Source organism: Rhodocyclaceae bacterium (assembly GCA_020248265.1).
Classification (GTDB): domain Bacteria; phylum Pseudomonadota; class Gammaproteobacteria; order Burkholderiales; family CAIKXV01; genus CAIKXV01.
On record JADCHX010000019.1, the window covers coordinates 174,848 to 189,556 of the forward strand.

General features: G+C 68.8%; 10 protein-coding genes. 1 reads left to right on the forward strand and 9 read right to left on the reverse strand.

All coding sequences use genetic code 11. The features are described 5' to 3' along the window. The first annotated feature begins 3 nt into the window (after nt 1-3). Nucleotides 4-1,083, forward strand: a complete 1,080-nt coding sequence (gene tal / locus ING98_16845; protein MCA3103537.1) for a transaldolase — start codon at nt 4-6, stop codon at nt 1,081-1,083. 166 nt (nt 1,084-1,249) lie between these two features. Here tal and ING98_16850 read toward each other — a convergent pair whose 3' ends face one another. The 9 genes from ING98_16850 to ING98_16890 all read right to left on the reverse strand — a co-directional run. Further along, the gene (locus ING98_16850) at nt 1,250-2,980 is read right to left on the reverse strand and encodes a dihydroxy-acid dehydratase (GenBank protein ID MCA3103538.1); all 1,731 of its coding nucleotides are present in this window, start codon (nt 2,978-2,980) and stop codon (nt 1,250-1,252) included. Between the two features lie 760 nt (nt 2,981-3,740). Then, nucleotides 3,741-6,398 (reverse strand): acetoacetate decarboxylase family protein, encoded by a 2,658-nt coding sequence (locus ING98_16855; GenBank protein MCA3103539.1) that lies wholly within the window; start codon nt 6,396-6,398, stop codon nt 3,741-3,743. Between the two features lie 72 nt (nt 6,399-6,470). Continuing rightward, entirely contained in the window at nt 6,471-6,884 is a 414-nt protein-coding gene (locus ING98_16860; protein ID MCA3103540.1) for an NAD(P)-binding protein, read from the reverse strand. A 33-nt stretch (nt 6,885-6,917) separates the two neighbouring features. Then, on the reverse strand, nt 6,918-7,160 hold the full coding sequence (locus ING98_16865) for a hypothetical protein (protein ID MCA3103541.1): 243 nt from the start codon (nt 7,158-7,160) through the stop codon (nt 6,918-6,920). 75 nt (nt 7,161-7,235) lie between these two features. Beyond that, nucleotides 7,236-8,159, reverse strand: coding sequence for an outer membrane protein transport protein (locus tag ING98_16870; protein ID MCA3103542.1), 924 nt, complete (start codon nt 8,157-8,159; stop codon nt 7,236-7,238). Nucleotides 8,160-8,600: 441 nt separating this feature from the next. Next, nucleotides 8,601-9,752 carry an HlyD family efflux transporter periplasmic adaptor subunit gene (locus ING98_16875; protein MCA3103543.1) on the reverse strand — a complete coding sequence of 384 codons (1,152 nt, stop codon included), beginning with the start codon at nt 9,750-9,752 and terminating at the stop codon, nt 8,601-8,603. Nucleotides 9,753-9,772: 20 nt separating this feature from the next. Continuing rightward, the gene (locus ING98_16880) at nt 9,773-11,824 is read right to left on the reverse strand and encodes an ATP-binding cassette domain-containing protein (GenBank protein ID MCA3103544.1); all 2,052 of its coding nucleotides are present in this window, start codon (nt 11,822-11,824) and stop codon (nt 9,773-9,775) included. A 17-nt stretch (nt 11,825-11,841) separates the two neighbouring features. Next, nucleotides 11,842-13,053, reverse strand: coding sequence for a TolC family protein (locus tag ING98_16885; GenBank protein MCA3103545.1), 1,212 nt, complete (start codon nt 13,051-13,053; stop codon nt 11,842-11,844). A 215-nt stretch (nt 13,054-13,268) separates the two neighbouring features. Continuing rightward, a partial coding sequence (locus ING98_16890) for a hypothetical protein (protein MCA3103546.1) occupies nt 13,269-14,709 on the reverse strand: 1,441 nt, incomplete at its 5' end.

Below are 14,709 nucleotides of genomic sequence, written 5' to 3' on the forward strand. Positions count from 1 at the left end.
CCGATGAAATCCACCCAAGCCCTGCACGACCTCGGCCAGAGCCTCTGGCTGGACAACATCACCCGCGACCTGCTCGACAACGGCACGCTGGCGCGCTACATCGGCGAGCTGTCGGTGACCGGCCTGACCTCGAACCCGACGATCTTCGCCGGCGCGATCGGCGGCAGCAAGGCTTATGACTCAGGCATCGCCGCAAAGACGAAGGCCGGCCTGACCAACGAAGCACTGTTCGTCGAGCTGGCGCTGGAAGACCTGCGCCGTGCAGCCGACCTGTTCCGTCCCGAGTTCGAGCGCACGGCCGGCGTCGACGGCTGGGTATCGATGGAAGTGTCGCCGCTGCTGGCGAGCGACACGGCAGGCACGATCGCCGAGGCGCTGCAGATCCACCGGCAGGCGGATCGACCGAACCTGTTCGTGAAGATCCCGGGTACGCCCGAGGGGCTTCCTGCGATCGAGGAAGCGATCTTCGCCGGCGTGCCGGTGAACGTGACGCTGCTGTTCTCGTGCGCCCAGTACGAGGCGGCTGCCGGTGCATGGCTGCGCGGCATCGAGCGCCGCATCGAAGCCGGGCTCGATCCGCGCATCGACTCGGTCGCCTCGCTGTTCATCAGCCGCTGGGATGCCGCCGTCGCCGGCAAGGTCCCCGCGTCGCTGAACAACCGGCTTGGCATCGCGGTCGGCCAGCAGGCCTGCCTCGCCTATCGCGGCCTGCTCGCGTCGGCCGCGTGGAAGCGGGTGATGGCCGCGGGCGCCCGTCCGCAGAGGCTGCTCTGGGCCAGCACCGGCACCAAGGACCCGGCGGCACCGGACACGCTCTACATCGAGTCGCTGGCTGCGCCCGACACCGTGAACACGATGCCGGAGAAGACGCTCCTCGCGTTCGCCGACCACGGCAAGGTCGGCGGCGCGATCGGTGCAGGCCGCAGTGGTGAGCCGGCGGCGACGCTTGCCGCGATCAAGGCGGCTGGCGTCGACCTAGATGCACTGGCGCTGAAACTGCAGCAGGACGGAGCGGCGGCGTTCGTGAAGTCGTGGCACGAACTGCTCGGCACGATCGATGCGCGGATGAAGGCGGTGGCCTGAAGAAGGCCGAACGCCCAGAGGCTATCCCTTCGGAACGGGTCTGGGTGGCTCGACAGGACTTCCCGACGCGCGCTTTCGAAGTGCTCGCAGGCTCCACGTTAGTACAGAGTTTGGACATGGTTCCCTCCGTTGCTGCGGATCATTCACGGTCGGCGCTGAACCAGCCTCACGCCCTCGGCACCACCCCGCGCGTCGGCGCCCGCATGAACGCGAAGTCGACCCCGCGCTCCGCCTGCTCGATGTCTTCCATGTACAGCTTGCGGTAGCCGCGCCGGTCTTCCGGCTTCGGCTCGGGCGCGACCCAGGCGGCACGGCGCGCGGCGAGTTCTTCGTCGCTCACCAGCAGGTCGATGCGCCGGCCGGCAGTGTCGAGCCGGATGCGATCGCCATTGCGCACCAGCGCCAGTGGCCCGCCAACGGCCGATTCGGGCGACACATGCAGCACGATGGTGCCGAAAGCGGTGCCGCTCATCCGCGCGTCGGAGACACGAACCATGTCCTTCACGCCCTTCTCCGCGAGCTTCTTCGGGATCGGCAGGTACCCGGATTCCGGCATTCCGGGCACGCCCTTCGGCCCGGAGTTCTGCAGCACCAGGATGTCGTCCGCGGTCACGTCCAGCGCCGGGTCGTCGATGCGATTGGCCAGGTCGGCCAGCGACGAGAACACCACCGCACGGCCCTCGTGCTGCAGCAGCGGCTGCGAGGCGGCGCACTGCTTGATGATCGCGCCGTTGGGCGCAAGGTTGCCGCGCAGAACGACCATCGCGCCATCCTTGTAGACGGGGTCATCGAACGCATGGACCACCTTCTGGTCCCATCCGGGTGGCGCGGCATCGAGGTTCTCGCCCAGCGTGCGTCCGGTGACGGTGAGTGCGTCCAGGTTCAGCAGCGGCTTCAGCTGGCGCATGATCGTCGTCGCGCCACCGGCACGGTACAGGTCTTCCATGTAGCCCTGCCCGGTCGGCTTCAGGTCGACCAGCACCGGGGTCTTGCGGCCCATGCGGTCGAAGCCTTCGAGGTCGAGTTCGAAGCCCAGCCGTGCCGCGATCGCGGCCATGTGGATCAGCGCATTGGTCGAACCACCGACGGCGAGCAGCATGGTCAGCGCGTTCTCGAACGCCGCCTGGGTCATCACCTTGTCAGGCGTGAGACCTTCGGCCGCGATGGCTACGGCGCGGGCGCCGGTCTCTTCCGCGTTGCGGATGCGGTCTGCCATCACGGCCGGGATCGCGGCGCCGCCAGGGATCATCATGCCCATCGCCTCGGCACAGCAGGCCATGGTGCTGGCGGTACCCATCACCATGCAGGTGCCGGCGGTCGGGCACAACTTCTCCTCGATCTCGCCGATCTCGCGCGCATCGATCTCGTTGCCACGGTACTTGCCCCAGAAGCGCCGGCAGTCGGTGCAGGCCCCGAGCCGCTCGCCCTTGTGGTCGCCGGTCATCATCGGCCCGGTGACCATCAGCACCGCGGGCACGTTCGCGCTGGCTGCGCCCATCAGCAGCGCCGGCACCGTCTTGTCGCAGCCGCCAATCAGCACGCAGGCATCCATCGGCTGCGCGCGGATCATCTCTTCGGTGTCGATCGCCATCAGGTTGCGCAGGTACATGCTGGTCGGGTGCGCGAACGACTCGTGCAGCGACACCACCGGGAACTCGATCGGCAGGCCGCCGGCGAGCATCACGCCGCGCTTGATGCCCTCGATCAGGTCGGGCACGTTGCGGTGGCAGGCGTTGTAGCCGGAGAAGGTGTTCGTGATGCCGATGATTGGGCGGTTCAGCGAATCTTCGGTATAGCCCATCGCCTTGATGAAGGCCTTGCGCAGGAACAGCGAGAAGCCCTGGTCGCCATAGGCGGTCAGGCCCTTCTTCATGCCGCGGGGTTTTTCGTCTGCCATCTCGATGTCGTCCTTGGTGTGTGGAGGCAAGTGTAACGCCAGCGTCAGGTGTGCTGTCGCAGGGCGCCGCACGAAGCCGCGGAAAGCTTCGACGAAAAAATGTAACGCGAGGTACTGGCCAAGTACCTGCAGCCGGGCACTCTTCTATCCGAATGCACTACCGGAGCGATGCATTACCTGTCCATTTCACGCCGGCGACGAAATGGAAAGCGAACCGGAAACCGCAAGCGAACCATCGGCTTCGCGAAGCTCGCCGTCGCGCGAGCGAGTTCCAGTCGGCCCCACCCCAGCCTAGGCTCTGCGCATCCGTGCCCGCCTGTGCGATCCGGCACAGGTGTTCGTACCAGCGACGTCCCGCCTCCCGGGTTCTGGCACGACTGCCCAGCAGGACCAGCACGAGCGCGCGTTCCGACGCCCGCCGGCCGCCCCCGACGCGATACGAAGGCGGTAGGCCTCAATGGCGTCATCCACCGCGGAGAACCTGAGCATCTACACGAGCGTTGCCGGATGGCCGATGCGGGGGGCCGCAGCCGGTGGCGATCGCCGCGTCGATAACGGAACTCCTCCAGCAGGCGGGGCTTGCCCAGCCCGGGCCGCCGTGCACCGCGAGTCGCTGCGTCCGCTCTCCCGGCCTGAGATGCCCAAGGCACTCGGCAAACACCCGCTGCTCGATGGCGCGGCCAGCAAGGGCGACCGCGCCAGCCGTCGGAAAGATCCTGCTCACCATGAGAGTCGGGGCAGTGTCGACAGGCCCTTGCCGTCAGCCACGCAGCATGACGCCCGGCTGCAGGACGAAGTCGAGGTCGCAACGCGCGGCGGCAAGCGCGCGCGCCACGCCACCGGCCTCGAGGGCAAGACCGAGATCGGCTGCGATCGGGTGGCTGGCTACCCCGGCGAAGCGGACTACGTAGCTGTCCGGCAGGAACGCCCAGCTGCGCAAGGGAATGTTGAATGGCGCAGCCCGCGCGAGGACGAGGTGACTGAGCGACGAAGCCGGATCGCCGGACAGTGCCGGTACTTGCCTCAGGAACACGAAATCGAGCTGCTCGGAAAGCGCCGCATGGAGGGAGGCGAGCGCCGTCCTGGCCCGCGCGCCCGGCCGGGTCGCCAGCCGGGACAATCGCTCCAGGGCCGAGGGTCGCGACAGGGGGTCTCCCCGCTCGCAGACGACCACTTCGGTCGGCTGGAACGCGCCTCCCGCGACCTCTCGGGCGGGCAATCGCACGGACAGCCGATCCGGCTCTTCCACGGCCGAGGGCACATGAAGTTCCGCGAACTCCTTCGGGTAGCCGTAGTGCTCGCGCCCTGCCGCCACCGCGATGCCGCTGCCGGCGAAGATGTAGGGAATCAGCATCGCGCAGTCGATGCTGGAGCGCCGCTCGCGCACCGGCACCCAGAACGCAGCCTCGTCGTAGTCGAGCTCGCCCTCCTGAGGCTGCGGTACGGAATGAATCCCGCGCAGCGACTGGAAGGTGAGCACGACCAGGTCCGACAGCGGCTCGAATCGGAACTGGCGGCCGCTGGGGTCGTTGAGCGATCGGTCGCAGAGCGCCTGCAGCGCGGTCATCTCACCCTGCAGGTAGAAGAGGAACGCGCGGCCCTCGCGACAGCGCCAGGGTGGTGGCGGCGGATTGGCGGCACCGCGACGCACAGCGCCGGGTTGCACCCGCGCGAACGGGGAGGTCGGCGGAAAATCCGTCTCCCCGAACAACCGGGCCGGATAGCCGCCGATCGCGCGCGCGGCCTGCAGCCCGCCGAGTACCGCCGACTCGACACACCCGTAATTCAGACCGTTGAGCGTCCAGTCACCCGACAGCAACAGGTTGTCGAAACCGGACTCGTCGGCACGAAGACGCAGGCGGGTCGTGTCTGCGCGCGACTGCACGTAGCGGGCGCTCGGATCGACATTGGCGGAGAACCACTGGTGCTCGAAGCGTTCCTTCTCGGGCGTGCCCGGCGGCGCATGCAGCAACCGATGGTCGAGCGCCTGCGTCCCCGGACAGGTACCCTTCGGCCACAGCTCGCCTGTGTGCTGTTCGAACCAGTCGCGTGCGCAACGCCGGGCCTCGTCGAGCGCCCGCTCGCTGTAGTCGGCGGGAACCCGCGCGCCCGGAGGCAGCAGCCCGAGCGCGTCATCAGCCATCACGCCGCAGAAATAGGCGAGGCTGCGCGGTTCACGGCCACCGCCATAGCCACGCGCGCCCCAGTTCTCGCGCTCGAGCAGTTCCGTGAGGTCGGCCCAGGTGTCGAACGGCTCTCCGTAGGCGCTGACCACCGGCGACGGCAGGCGCCAGCCCAGCTGCTCGAGCGTGCGATCGACCCAGAGCTGCGCGGCCTGGGTCCTCACGGTCGTGATGCCGCCAACCATGTCCCGGAAGCGGGGATTCGCCGCGCACAGGGTCGGGCACAGGTAAGCGAGAGCCCCCACGGGAACCCCGAGCACCACGCGATCGAAGTCGTGGCCGGCGCGCAAGGTGAGGGTCTCGACGTCTGGCCAGTCGGTATAGGCCGACTCGAGGTCGAAGGTACGGTCGGCGAAGTGCGCACGCATTGCCTCGCCCTCGGCGAGTTGCGCCCAGTCGGGCAGCGAGGGCCATCCGGGCACCCCGCGGTAGTCCCTGAGTGGCTGGTACTCCTGACCGTCGACGACGGTCGCCTGGCGACCGATCAGGATCTCGTCGACCCGGCGGCCGGCCAGCGTCTTCAGTTCGAGCGCCCGGTGTAAGAAGCGGAAGTGCACGCCGCGGCGCCGGAGCACCTCGTAGAGTGGCGCGAAGATGGTGTCACCCATGCCCGCGCGCATCTCCCAGAACACCGCGCCCCGGGAGCAGAGCAAGAGCCGCAGCAGCATGCGCACCGCGACGCCGGCGGCGAGGTTGGGCCGCCGGGTGTCGCCCTGCTCGAAGGCGAACACGTAGCTGTAGGCGGCCCTGAGTGTCGGGTGATCCAGCGCCCCCTCGCTGGCACCGTGGTGCCGCAGCCACTGGGAGAGCTCCCACGCGTCGATGCGGTCGAACCCCTCCTCCATCACGCCGTCGGCGAGCATGCCGATCATCATCGTGCACAGCAGTTCCATCTGGGCCAACGGTTGCCCCAGCGGCGACGTGGATACGCCAGCATCGGCCAGTTGTCGCTGCGTCCACTGCTGCACCAGGCGCAGCCGATCGGCGAGCGCGCGAAACCGCGCGCTCGCATCGGCCGTGGTCACCCGCCGATCGCGCGCCGCAAGTGCATCGTGGGCGCGCCGGGCGGCGGCGAAGGCGCGCATCACGCGCCAGGCGAGGAAGCCGAGCCCGATCCGCAACTGCCAGACCGACAGCGACGCACGTCCGCCGCCGGTGGTGTGGTGGAGCAACCACTCGCCGACCGACTGGCCGGCCGGCATGCCGGTGTCGGTCACGCTCGCGTGGGCCAGCATGTAGCGCAGCGCCCACGGAACGATCTCGCAGAACAGCTCCCAGGGGCTGTGGATGTCCGGCCCCGGCGACGCTTAATCGTCCGGGATGAAATCCCCGGGCTGTCCGGGATCCTGCGGCAGGTAGCCACTCCAGAATATCGCGTCGCCACGCGACTCGCTGCCGAGGCCGGCGAAGTGACGCGGCTTGAACGCGGTGTGCAGGGTCGCGACCGGGGCCGACGGCGGCCGTTCGAGTTCGGCGAAGGCCTTGCGCATCATCCAGAACGCGTTCTCGTAGAAGCCGCTCCACAGGTGCAGGCCGTGTTCCTCGATCCGGTCGCCCCGATCTTCGTTGCGTCCGGCGGCCCCCTTGCCGCCGAGCCGCCCGCCAGGCTGGTAGACGGTGATGTCGTAGCGCTCCTGCCAGCCGGGGCGGTCGGTCAGCGCGAATACGGTGGCCATGGCTGCACAGCCGCCGCCCAGCACCACGATACGTTCCTTGGCCATCTGCGTCTCCAGAGATTTGCGAGGGTCAACGACTCACAGCCGCAGGCGCCAGGCGACGCCGATCGTGGTCACCGACGGGCTGCGTGCGACGCCCGACACCTGCACGGTCGTCGCCAGCGGCGTGCCGCCGTAGAAGCTGCGTGACAGGTCGATGCGACCATCCTCGAACATCGCGTGCTGGAGCGCCAGATCGATCGTCGAACGGGCGCCTGGGCGCAGGCTGGCCCCGGCGGTGAGCCACGTGCGCGCACCGTCGGGGAAAGTGGTGTCGCGCAACCCGTCGGTGGTCTACGTCTGCTCGCGTCGCACGCCCGCGCGCAGCGCGAGCGACTCGCTGCGCTGCCACTGCCGTCACAGCGACACGGCGGAGGCGTCCCGGTAGCCGCTCGGGCGCACGAGGTCGGCACTGCCGTCGGCGAGCCGTACGCGAAGGTCCCCGAACCGTCCCCAGCCGTACGTATCGAACTGCGCGAAAACCGTGAGGGACGGGCTGGCAGCCCAGACCACGCCGAGACCGGCCATAGCCGGCATCCGCAGCTCGGTGATTGCGCCCACCGTACCGTTCGCGGCCGCCAGCTGCCCGGTGAGGCCCTGTACCGTATTCGTGCCGCTCAGCGCGATGTCCATCCCCGATCGGTAATGCACACCCACCCTCAGCGCAGGCGTAGCCGCCCAGCTCGCGCCGAAGTGCATGCCGACACCCGAGCCGCTTCCGCGCAGGCGGGCGCGGCCATCCGTGGACGCGGTCGGGACGGCGGCGAACGGGTCCGGCAGCGCGGACTGGAGATCCGATTGCGCATGCTGCCAGTCGATGCCGCCACCGATCGACAGGGTCTCGGTCAGCAGACGCGCCGCCGAGACGGTCAGGTTCACAGTCTCGAGCGATACGCGCGTGGAATCGTAGCGTCCGAACCACTCGGGGCTGAAGGTCGAGGACAGCCCGAACGCAGAGGTGAGCCCCGCTGCGAGTGCGGTCCGCCCGTCGGAAAGACGATGCACCACGAACAGGTTCGGTACCAGGGTCGGATTGGTGGGATTGTCGAAGCCCGTACCCGGATAGGGCTGCGCGACAAGACCGTTGCCCGGGCTCCTGGCGGTCGACCCGAGGTCGCGCAGCGAGGCTCGGGGCATCAGCACCTGCGCCCCCAGGGACCACTCGGTCCCGCGCCCGTAGTTCACTCCGGGCGACAGAAGCGCAGCCGGGTTGAAGTATGCGGCAGCAGGATCGGCCGTGTCGACCACCGTGCCGGCACCAGCCCGCCCGATCGCAAGCACGCTCTGCTGGTTGACGAACCAGCCGGTCGCCCCGACTGCGCCGGGCGCACCGAGCAGGAGCAGGGAAAGACATCTGAAAAACCCCGTTATCCGGCAATCCCCACGATCCGTTGGGCGGCAGATCTTCCCCGGACATCGACCCGGCATTCGCCCCTGACGACACCGGCGCGACCCGAGGCCGGTGCCCTCCGGCCTCCTCCCTGCTCGAATCGCACGATACGGCAATATCATGCGTTTGTTGTGTGCAATTTGTCACGGAAAACGGCACATTCAACGTCAGCCGGCCTTCGCGGCCAGGCTGCACTGGAGGACCTTCGCGTCCCTCATCTGCAGTCGCTCACAGCCGGGCGCGCGCGCCTGCACTACTCCGAGCCCTTTAGCGGACACCGGATCCAGCCGCCCACACCGCCGATGGGCTTCCGGCAGGCACCGCGGGCGACGCTATTTCTCGCGCAGCGACTCCTGCAGCGTCCGGGTGATCGGCTTGGTGAGAAATTCCCAGATCGTCCGCTCCCCGGTCTTGATCTCGACGGTACCGGTCATCCCGGGCTGGATTTCCAGGCGCTCGCCTGCCCGCGTCCGCAGGTCGTGGCGCTCGATCCTGGCGTGAACGCGGTAGAGCGACACCTCCTGCCCGGCGATCTGCTCGGAAATAGTGTCGGCGCTGATGAACGTGACCTGTCCGTGGAGCACGCCGTAGATCGCGTAGTCGAACGCGTCGAGCTTGACCGTCGCCGGCAGGTTCCGACGCAGGAACCCGATATCCGCCGTGCGCACCTTGGCCTCGACGACCAGGCTATCCTCCACCGGCACGATCTGCATGAGTTCCTCGCCCGGGCGCGCGACACCGCCGATAGTCGTGAGACGCACGTTGCGCACCACCCCGTCCATCGGCGCGCGGACATCGGTCAGCACGAGCTCCTCGCGCCGCTGCGCCATGACCTGCTGAATGCCCGAGAGCTCTTCCTGCGCCTTGGCGAGATCGGCCTGGATGTCCTGGAAGAACTTGTTGCGCTTGCTCGCGATCTGGCCGCCGAGGTCGGCAACCTGCCGCTGCAGCCTGAGGATCTCTGCCTGGCTCACATCGCCCGACTTGAGGAGCGGCAGGTTCATGTCGAGCTCGCGCTGTGCGAGGTCCCTCAGCTTCTCGAGTGTTCCGATGTCCTCCTCGAGCAGCTGGCGGCGCTTCAGGAAGAAGGCCGTCTGCGTGTCCTTGAACTGTGGGTAGCCCGCCAGGTCCTGCGGATACTCCGGCGCGCTGCGCCCCGCTGCCTCGGCCCCGAGCCGCGCGAGCTGCGCGCGCAGCGACGCAGCCTTCGTCGCCGCCTCCTCGTAGTTTGCGCCGAGCCTGGCGCGCTCGAATCGCATCAGCAGCTGGCCCCTGGACACGGTCGCACCTTCGCGAACCAGCAGTGACTCCAGCACACCGCCGGCGGGCGGCGCCTGGATCACCTGGTTGCGCGAGGTGGTGATCACCTGCCCAGGGGCCCGCGTGATCTGGTCCAGGCGCGCCCAGTTGGCCCACGCGATGAAGGCCGCGACGGCGCCGATCGTCGTCCACAGCAACACGTGCGACGTCGCCCGTCCCCCCATGCGCCGCTGCGCCGCCGTCTTCATGCGGCCCGCCCCTGCAGTGACGCCAGCACCGCATCGCGCGGGCCGTCATGTACCACCCGGCCGTCGCGCACCACCGCGAGCCGTGTGAGCAGCGGCAGGAAGGCGGTCTTGTGGGTCGCGACCACGAAAGTATCGGCTGGTTGCAGCGTGTCTCGGAGCAGGCGAATCAAGCGGGTCTCGGCGTCGCTGTCCATCGATGCCGTGGGCTCATCGAGCAACCACAGCTGCGGCCGTGCGAGGACGAGGCGGGTCAGCGCGACGAGCTGCTTCTGCCCGCCGGAGACGCCCCGGCCACCCTCGCCGATTTCCAGTGCAAGCCCTCTCGGGTTCTGCGTGAGCAGCTCGAAGAGCCCGGTCTGCCGCGCGGCCGCGAGGATGGCCTCGTCGCCCGGGTCGGCCAGTCCGAGCACGAGGTTCTGCCTCAGGGTGCCACTCACCAGCCGCTGGTCCTGCGGCAGATAGCCGATCATCTCTCGCACCACCATCGGGTTGAGCATCGTCAAGTCCACGCCGCCGAGAAACACCCGGCCCTCGGTCGGCCGGTAGAGCCCGGACAGCGTCTTGAGCAGCGTGCTCTTGCCTGATCCGACCGGACCGATCAGCCCGACGCGCTCGCCAGGCCCTATCGTGAAGTGCTCGGCCTCGAGCACGATACGTTGCAGGCCATAGGAGAAGCGCAGGCGCTCGAGACGCAGCGAAGGCTCGAGCACCTCGGGCGTGAGCTGCTCGTCGGCGCGATCGTGGTCACCGGGCAGGGCGAGGATCGCGTCGAGCCCGTCGATCGCCGCGCGCGCGTGCGCCCACTGAACCAGGATACCCGGCAGCTGCACGATCGGCGTGATCGCGCGGTTGCTGATGATGCTGATCGCGATGAGTGCGCCCATCGTGAGCTCGTTTCGCACCACCAGCCAGGCGCCCATGGCGATCAGCGCCACGTAGCCCAGCTGCTGCAGCAGCACGGTGAGGTTCTGCGACCACGCAGAGAACCGCCGGATACGCTCGTCGGCATCGGCGACCTCGGACACGAGGGCCTTCCAGCGCGCGGCGAACTGCCACTCCCCGTGCGCGGCCTTCAGCGATTCGCCGCCCTCCACCGACTCCACCAGCAGCCCGTTCTTGCGATAGCTGCTCGCCGTCATGCGCGCAGCCTGGCGGTAGATCGCACGCTGGAACGCCAGCCCCGCCACGAGCGCGACCGGCAGCACCATGATCGGGATCACCGCCACCGCGCCGCCGAGCAGCGCGATGACCACCACGAAGAACACCGCGAACGGCACGTCAGCCAGCACGAACAGCGTCGTCGAGGTGAGCATGGCCCGCACAGTCTCGAAGCCCTTCACCTGCGCGGCCAGGGTGCCTACGGTGCTCGGACGCGCGTCGAGCCGCGTGTGCTGCATGCGCTCGAAGAACCACTGCGAGAGTTCCTTGTCGATCTCCACACCGGCGTTGTCGACCAGGTGCGCGCGTACCTGCTTGAGCAGCCATTCGAGCAGGATCGCACCCACGACCCCGGCGGTGAGCACCCATAGCGTCTGGTAGCCCTGGTTCGGAATGACGCGGTCGAACACCTGCATCGCGTAAAGCGAAGCGCCGAGCGCGAGAAGGCTCACCACGAGCGTGGCGAACACCGCCTCCACGATCACGATCCGGCGGGCCCAGACCGCCCGCGCGATGCAGGGCAGCGCCCGCGGTACGGCCTCGACCTCGGCCTGGGTCGCGAGGCGCAGGAAGGTGGCCTGCTCCTGTGCGCCGATCGAAACCGGGCTGCCCGTCTCGTCCTGCCCGCCGAATCGGCCGTCAGGGCTCACCGAGACGAGTAGCGCGAAGCCACCCGCCTCGCGCCATGCAAGCAGCGGAAGATCGCTGCGCGAAGGCGTCTGCACTGGCGAGAGCTGGCCGACGAGCCCGGCCGCGCGCCACGCGGCCAGGAAGCGCCCGACGGGCGCCGCAGCCGCGCTGCGCTCGAGCGACGCGCGCACCGCATCGATACGCGAGCGCGCCACACGCTGTCCCGAAAGCTGTGCGGTGCGGCGCAGGAGTTCGATCATGGCCCGGTCCCCCGCGCTCATCGCGGCCCGCCCCTGCCAGGGGCGCCATCCGCTTCGCCGAGCGGCGCCTCACCGGTGAGCAGCCAGAGCCGCAGCGCGGCGGCGCGCGCCTGCGCTTCAGCATCGGCTGCGGTGTACTGCGCGAGCGTGATTTCGCGTACCGCATTGAGGACGTCTACCCAGGTTCTGCGCCCGGCCACGTACTGCCGACTGTAGGAATCGAACACCGATTGCGACAGGTTCACAGCCTCGCGCACGTTGTCGAGGCGACCCTGGGCCGCTCGCCACTCCGTGTACGCGGTGTGCACCTGCTCGCGAATGAGACGCTGCGACTCTTCGCGTGCGAGTTGCGCCTCCTGCTGGCGGCCACGCGCGGCAGAGATCGCGGAGGCCGCCGAGAACCCCGCTCCCGGCAGCGCGCGCAGCAGCAAGAGAGCGCGGTTGTCGGCGAAGTCACCGAACTGCCGCTCGACGCGTACCGACAACTGCGGCTGCGGCACTGCGCGGCTGATCTCGACCTGCTCCCCGGCCGCCCGGAACTCCTGGTCGAGCCTTGCGAGCACCGGCGAGCGCTCCAGCGCCCGCGCGGTCCCCTCCTCGACCGAGACGGGCAGCAAGCGCCCCTGCATCGAGACCGGGGCAAGTACCCGCACGGACCGCCCGACGAGTTGCGCGAGCTGCCCGAGCGCCGTCTGCGCGCCCTGCTCCGCGACCGAGACGTCGGTGACGGCCTGCACGAGCCGCGAGCTGGCGAAATCGCGGTCCGAGGGCGCGCTCACACCCTGCTGTACACGGCGATCGATCAGCGCGAGCAGTCGCTCGTGCTCCGCCACCGCGATCTGTGCGTGCGCTTCGCGGGCACGGAACCGCTGCGCCTCGGTGTAGGCCGAAATCACGCGCAGGCCGATCGACTGCTTCGCCTCCAGAATGGTCGCCTCGGCCGCCGCTTCCCTGAAGCCGGCCGCCCGCACGCCGGCCGCGAGCCGGCCGCCCGCCCAAAGCGGCTGTTCGAGCGCGAACACGCTCGAGTTGCGGCCGACGCCGACAACATCCGAGCTGCGCCCAGCCACCTCCAGAGACGGGGTCGGATAGAGTTGCCACTGGGCGCCCTCCCGTTCGAACCGCGCCGTCTCGCGCCCGGCGCGCCTGCCCTCGACCGTCGGGTGGCTGGCGAGCGTCTCGGCCAGCAGTCTGTCGAAATCCTCCGCTGCGGCGGTTCCGGCCAGCACACATAACGCCGCACATGCGAGACGCAAGCCCCACGGAATCCTGTTCCCGACTCCTGCCTGAGCCGCGCCGAGCAGGTGCCCTGCCGGCTTCGGGACCGTTCCACCCGCGTGTCGAATGACACTGCGCCCGACAGGGGCCGTTCCTGGCTTGTCGCCGTGACGACTGCGCGATCGCCACCGCCGTCCGCCGGCGCAATCGAGCCCATCGCACCGGTTCATATGATGATCGTGTCTCTTCCGGTCACCGTCACCGTTGGCGTGTTCTCCAGAACGATCGCGTGCGCCGAGAATCCGGAGCCCGGTGTTCCGTCCCAGAGGATCAGCGTGTCGGAACCGGCGCCGTTCTGCGTGAAGATGCTGCTGCCCACGGCCGAGGTTCCCGCCCACTCGCCGCGGACCACCGCGTATTCGCCGTTGGCAACTCCAGCCGGATCGCCCGTGCGCACCGCCAGACCTCCGTCAAGCTCGATGGTTTCACCGGCTGAGGCATCGCGGACGACGTCCACCCCGCTGCCGAAGGTCCAGATATAGGAGCCGTTCGAGCCCGTACGGCTGGTGATCTCCGTCGAGTCACCCTGATCGAAACGGAAGGTGTCCGTGCCAGCGCCGCCGGTCAGATCGTCCGCACCCGAGTTACCCGCGATGAAGTAATCGGCCTGCGCCGAGCCGACGATCGTGTCGTTGCCCGCCCTGCCGATGATATCGAAGCCCGAGGACAGGCCCGTGGTCAGCGCGCTCAGGTCGATCGTGTTGTCGCCATTGCCGCCCACCACCGGCGTGTAGTCGTCGGGCTCGAGCCTCGCGAGGTTACCAACCTCGTCCTGCCACAGCCTCGCCGGATCGGCCGGGTTATAGTTGGGCCGCACCATCACCCAGTCGGTGTCCGCGAGCGCCGTGCTCGTGGTGATCGTGATCGCGTTCGTGCCCACGCCCGTGGTGGCGGTGACGGTCATCGCCGTCGTGCCATTCTTCAGCAGCGTGAGGCCGGTGTTGAACTGCGCACCGAGCGACACTGTCTCGGTGAACTCCAGCAGCAGACCACCCGCCGCCCCGGTCACCAGGGCGAGGTTGTCCGGATCGGGTGTCGTCGTGTCCTGCAACTGCAGCACGTTCGCGCCCGCGGCCGTGCCCAGCGTCACCGCCGCCAGGTCCGTCGGGTTCGCATAGCCCACGCGCAGCACGGTGTCGGCGATCGCAAGCCCCGACCGCACGCCAAGGTCCTGGAAAACCCACAGCGAATCGGCCACCCCGTTGTTGTCGAAGTCGCCCCGGAACGCCACCGTCGTACCCGCAGTCGTGATGTTCTGCTCGAGGTAGGTCAGCGCCAGACCCAGGTTCGTCGCCTGCCCGATCGTCACCACGGTGCCCGACGCATCCCGGAAGGTGACGATCCCGCTCGTGATGTCGTGCCGCGCAATCACGCCCGAGTCGATCCCGTCGACGTTCGAGGCATCGGCCGCGATCACTCGCGACTGCAGGTCCAGCACATCGTGCGCGCTCGCCGTCGCAGAGAAGGTGTCGAAGCCGCTACCCGTCGGGTTGATGCCGCTCGGCAGCACCGCGTCGGTCTGCGTCCGTGTGCTGTCGCCTCGCTTCACGATCACCACATCGCGGCTGTAGCCGCTGGCCTCGCTCAGCCGCAGCGTGTCCGAGCCG